The 5,441-nt window shown below is 47.7% G+C and carries 1 tRNA gene and 3 rRNA genes; all 4 read left to right on the top strand.

Annotated elements, in window-relative coordinates:
* Positions 1 to 386 precede the first annotated feature (386 nt).
* The 4 genes from HNQ37_RS08205 to rrf all read left to right on the top strand — a co-directional run bounded on the left by HNQ37_RS08205 (position 387) and on the right by rrf (position 5,432).
* Positions 387 to 1,936: ribosomal RNA gene (locus tag HNQ37_RS08205) — 16S ribosomal RNA — on the top strand.
* A gap of 105 nt (positions 1,937 to 2,041) precedes the next feature.
* A tRNA-Ala gene (locus HNQ37_RS08200) sits at positions 2,042 to 2,114 on the top strand.
* A gap of 224 nt (positions 2,115 to 2,338) precedes the next feature.
* Positions 2,339 to 5,229, top strand: a 23S ribosomal RNA gene (locus HNQ37_RS08195).
* Positions 5,230 to 5,316: 87 nt separating this feature from the next.
* Positions 5,317 to 5,432, top strand: a 5S ribosomal RNA gene (gene rrf / locus HNQ37_RS08190).
* The 16S, 23S and 5S rRNA genes sit together here with 1 tRNA gene alongside, the layout of an rRNA operon.
* Positions 5,433 to 5,441: the final 9 nt, after the last annotated feature.

Here is a 5,441-nt window from a genome sequence, read left to right as displayed (position 1 = left end):
AAGAATTGATAAGATATACAAGTTGACTCTGAAGGAAGCGAACGAGGGCAACGGAAGCTCAAACGAGTGAAGTTAAATTCTTGACAAGCAGGTTAAGAAATGCTAAACTATATGAGTTGTGTCTCGCAAGACAAAGGCTTGAAGCGATTCGAGGAAGTCAAACGAGAACCAAAAAAGAAGCTTCAAACGAAAGTTAATTCTTGACAGAACCGCGAGGTTGTGCTAGAATATAAAAGCTTTCACAAGAAGCGCTAGACCTTTGAAAACTGAATATTACTTCAAAACAAACCAAAAAATTAGTAGTGCGAACTACTGATTCCAAGTCAATTGGAAAAAAATAAATTCGAAACAAGCTAGTTCACAGGAATGTGAGCTCGTTAAAACATTTTAATGAGAGTTTGATCCTGGCTCAGGACGAACGCTGGCGGCGTGCCTAATACATGCAAGTGGAACGCATTGAGAAGAGAGCTTGCTCTTTTCTCAATGAGTCGCGAACGGGTGAGTAACGCGTGGGAAATCTGCCTCTAAGCGGGGGACAACTACTAGAAATGGTAGCTAATACCGCATAAAAGAAGGCTTCACATGAAGCCATTTTGAAAGGTGCAACTGCATCACTTAGAGATGATCCCGCGTTGGATTAGTTAGTTGGTAGGGTAACGGCCTACCAAGACGATGATCCATAGCCGACCTGAGAGGGTAATCGGCCACATTGGGACTGAGACACGGCCCAAACTCCTACGGGAGGCAGCAGTAGGGAATCTTCGGCAATGGACGAAAGTCTGACCGAGCAACGCCGCGTGAGTGAAGAAGGTTTTCGGATCGTAAAGCTCTGTTGTGAGAGAAGAACGTTGAGTAGAGTGGAAAATTACTCAAGTGACGGTATCTTACCAGAAAGGGACGGCTAACTACGTGCCAGCAGCCGCGGTAATACGTAGGTCCCGAGCGTTGTCCGGATTTATTGGGCGTAAAGCGAGCGCAGGTGGTTCATTAAGTCTGATGTAAAAGGCAGTGGCTCAACCATTGTACGCATTGGAAACTGGTGGACTTGAGTGCAGTAGAGGTGAGTGGAACTCCTTGTGTAGCGGTGGAATGCGTAGATATAAGGAAGAACACCGGAGGCGAAAGCGGCTCACTGGGCTGTAACTGACACTGAGGCTCGAAAGCGTAGGTAGCAAACAGGATTAGATACCCTGGTAGTCTACGCTGTAAACGATGAGTGCTAGATGTTGGGAGGCATAAGCTTTTCAGTATCGCAGTTAACACGATAAGCACTCCGCCTGGGGAGTACGACCGCAAGGTTGAAACTCAAAGGAATTGACGGGGACCCGCACAAGCGGTGGAGCATGTGGTTTAATTCGAAGCAACGCGAAGAACCTTACCAAGTCTTGACATCCCGATGCTATCTGTAGAGATACAGAGTTACTTCGGTACATCGGTGACAGGTGGTGCATGGTTGTCGTCAGCTCGTGTCGTGAGATGTTGGGTTAAGTCCCGCAACGAGCGCAACCCCTATGTTTAGTTGCCATCATTCAGTTGGGCACTCTAGACAGACTGCCGCAGATAATGCGGAGGAAGGTGGGGATGACGTCAAATCATCATGCCCCTTATGACTTGGGCTACACACGTGCTACAATGGCAAGTACAACGAGCAGCGAACTCGCGAGAGTAAGCGAATCTCTTAAAACTTGTCTCAGTTCGGATTGCAGGCTGCAACTCGCCTGCATGAAGTCGGAATCGCTAGTAATCGCGGATCAGCACGCCGCGGTGAATACGTTCCCGGGTCTTGTACACACCGCCCGTCACACCATGGGAGTTGGGGGTGCCCAAAGTCCGTGCGCTAACCGAAAGGAAGCAGCGGCCTAAGGCAAAACCGATGACTGGGGTGAAGTCGTAACAAGGTAGCCGTAGGAGAACCTGCGGCTGGATCACCTCCTTTCTAAGGAAAATAAAACAAGTGGTGCGTGATGAAGTAATATTTAGTTTTGAAGGGTTTAGTAAACCAGCGCACTTAGTTTTACTAAACTTTTTTTTGTAAAACGATGGGGGATTAGCTCAGCTGGGAGAGCGCCTGCTTTGCACGCAGGAGGTCAACGGTTCGATCCCGTTATTCTCCATTTCAAAAGACCTGAGAGGGTAATTTTGGAAATTTGATCATTGAAAACTGAATAACAACATAACAAAAAAACCGAAAAAAAAGATAAGGTCACACTTATCAAAAAGTATCGAAAGATATAACTGCGATTTACAGAGTTTAAGAGGGCGAAACGTCAGTTTCACACTTTTAAATAATAAATAACTTTTTAACTTAAAGTTTTGTTTAGGAATAAATAGAACATATGGCAAAGTTAATAAGGGCGCACGGTGAATGCCTTGGCACTAAGAGCCGAAGAAGGACGTGACTAACTACGATATGCATTGGGGAGCTGTAAGTACGCGAAGATCCAGTGATTTCCGAATGGGGAAACCCACTTACTTAGGTAAGTATCCATAAGTGAATACATAGCTTATGAGAAGGACACCCGGTGAACTGAAACATCTCAGTAGCCGGAGGAAAAGAAAATAAGAATGATTTCGTAAGTAGCGGCGAGCGAACGCGAAAAAGGCCAAACCAAGAAGCTTGCTTCTTGGGGTTGTAGGACTGCAAAGTGGAAGATTATTTTTTAGTCGCATCATCTGGGAAGATGAACTAAAGAGCGTAATAGTCGCGTAGACGAAAAGAAATAATTACCTAGCAGTATCCTGAGTAGGTCGGAACACGAGAAATTCCGATTGAATCTGGGAGGACCATCTCCTAAGCCTAAATACTCCTTAGTGACCGATAGTGAACAAGTACCGTGAGGGAAAGGTGAAAAGAACCCCGGGAGGGGAGTGAAATAGCACCTGAAACCGTGTGCCTACAAGAAGTTCGAGGACGTTAATGTCTGAGAGCGTGCCTTTTGTAGAATGAACCGGCGAGTTATGATATGATGCGAGGTTAAGTTGAAGAGACGGAGCCGTAGAGAAATCGAGTCTGAATAGGGCGCCATAGTATCATGTTGTAGACCCGAAACCTAGTGACCTATCCATGAGCAGGGTGAAGGTGTGGTAAGACGCACTGGAGGCCCGAACCAGGACACGTTGAAAAGTGTTTGGATGACTTGTGGATAGCGGAGAAATTCCAAACGAACTGGGAGATAGCTGGTTCTCTCCGAAATAGCTTTAGGGCTAGCGTCGCAATAAAGTTTAATGGAGGTAGAGCACTGTTTGGCTGCGGGCCGCGTCTAGCGGTACCAAATTCAGATAAACTCCGAATGCCATTAAACATGTGCGGCAGTCAGACTGCGAGTGCTAAGATCCGTAGTCGAAAGGGAAACAGCCCAGACCAACAGCTAAGGTCCCAAAATATATGTTAAGTGGAAAAGGATGTGGGATTGCACAGACAACTAGGAGGTTAGCTCAGAAGCAGCTACCCTTTAAAGAGTGCGTAATAGCTCACTAGTCGAGTGATCCTGCGCCGAAAATGTACCGGGGCTAAAACATATTACCGAAGCTTTGGATCCTGTAAAGGATGGTAGGAGAGCGTTGTCATCAGCGAAGAAGGTATACCGTGAGGAGTGCTGGAGCGATGACAAGTGAGAATGCCGGTATGAGTAGCGAAAGACAAGTGAGAATCTTGTCCACCGTATGACTAAGGTTTCCTGGGGAAGGCTCGTCCGCCCAGGGTTAGTCGGGGCCTAAGGCGAGGCAGAAATGCGTAGTCGATGGACAACAGGTTGATATTCCTGTACAGGTATAATTGTGAGGGCGTGACGCAGTAGGCTAAGGAGTGCCAGTTAATGGATTCTGGTCTAAATCGTGAGGCTTAGAATGTGTCAAATGCATGTTCTTATAAGGTTGAGCGATGATGGGGAAGCTTTTTCGGAAGCGAAGTTCCCGATGTCACACTGCCAAGAAAAGCGTCTAACATAAGATTATACTTCCCGTACCGTAAACCGACACAGGTAGTCGAGGCGAGTAGCCTAAGGTGATCGAGAGAACTCTCGTTAAGGAACTCGGCAAAATGACCCCGTAACTTCGGGAGAAGGGGTGCTCTAGCAATAGAGCCGCAGTGAAAAGATCCAAGCAACTGTTTATCAAAAACACAGCTCTCTGCTAAACCGTAAGGTGATGTATAGGGGGTGACGCCTGCCCGGTGCTGGAAGGTTAAGAGGAGGGGTTAGCTTCGGCGAAGCTCAGAATTGAAGCCCCAGTAAACGGCGGCCGTAACTATAACGGTCCTAAGGTAGCGAAATTCCTTGTCGGGTAAGTTCCGACCCGCACGAAAGGCGTAATGATTTGGATACTGTCTCGACGAGAGACTCGGTGAAATTTTAGTACCTGTGAAGATGCAGGTTACCCGCGACAGGACGGAAAGACCCCATGGAGCTTTACTGCAGATTGATATTGAGTACTTGTAAATCACGTACAGGATAGGGAGGAGCCAAAGAAGTTGGGACGCTAGTTTCAGCAGAGGCGCCGTTGGGATACTCCCCTTGATTTATGATTACTCTAACCCACACCCGTAAACCGGGTGGGAGACAGTGTCTGTCGGGCAGTTTGACTGGGGCGGTCGCCTCCTAAAGAGTAACGGAGGCGCCCAAAGTTTCCCTCAGAATGGTTGGAAATCATTCGTAGAGTGTAAAGGTATAAGGGAGATTGACTGCGAGACCTACAAGTCGAGCAGGGACGAAAGTCGGGCTTAGTGATCCGGTGGTACCGCATGGAAGGGCCATCGCTCAACGGATAAAAGCTACCCTGGGGATAACAGGCTTATCTCCCCCAAGAGTTCACATCGACGGGGAGGTTTGGCACCTCGATGTCGGCTCGTCGCATCCTGGGGCTGTAGTCGGTCCCAAGGGTTGGGCTGTTCGCCCATTAAAGCGGCACGCGAGCTGGGTTCAGAACGTCGTGAGACAGTTCGGTCCCTATCCGTCGCGGGCGTAGGTAATTTGAGGGGATCTGTCCTTAGTACGAGAGGACCGGGATGGACCCACCGCTGGTGTACCAGTTGTCTTGCCAAAGGCACGGCTGGATAGCTATGTGGGGAAGGGATAAACGCTGAAAGCATCTAAGTGTGAAACCCACCTCGAGATGAGATTACCCATTCGAAAGAATTAAGAGCCCAGAGAGATGATCTGGTAGATAGGATGGATGTGGAAGGCCTGTGAGGGCTGGAGCTAACCATTACTAATCGCTCGAGGACTTTACCAAAAAGCAATAAAGTGTAGTTATATTAAAAAATTTTTTTGGAGTTGTTATTCAGTTTTGAGTGGTCAAGATCATTCAGAGAAACAAGAGTTTGGGAATCAAAGCGTGAGGGATACACCTGTATCCATGTCGAACACAGTAGTTAAGCCTCACCGCGCCGGAAGTAGTTGGGGGTTGCCCCCTGTGAGATAAGGGCGTTCCCAAGCGAATGTTTT

The organism is Lactovum miscens (assembly GCF_014202895.1).
GTDB lineage: Bacteria > Bacillota > Bacilli > Lactobacillales > Streptococcaceae > Lactovum > Lactovum miscens.
This window is presented reverse-complemented; position numbering and strand designations above follow the sequence as displayed.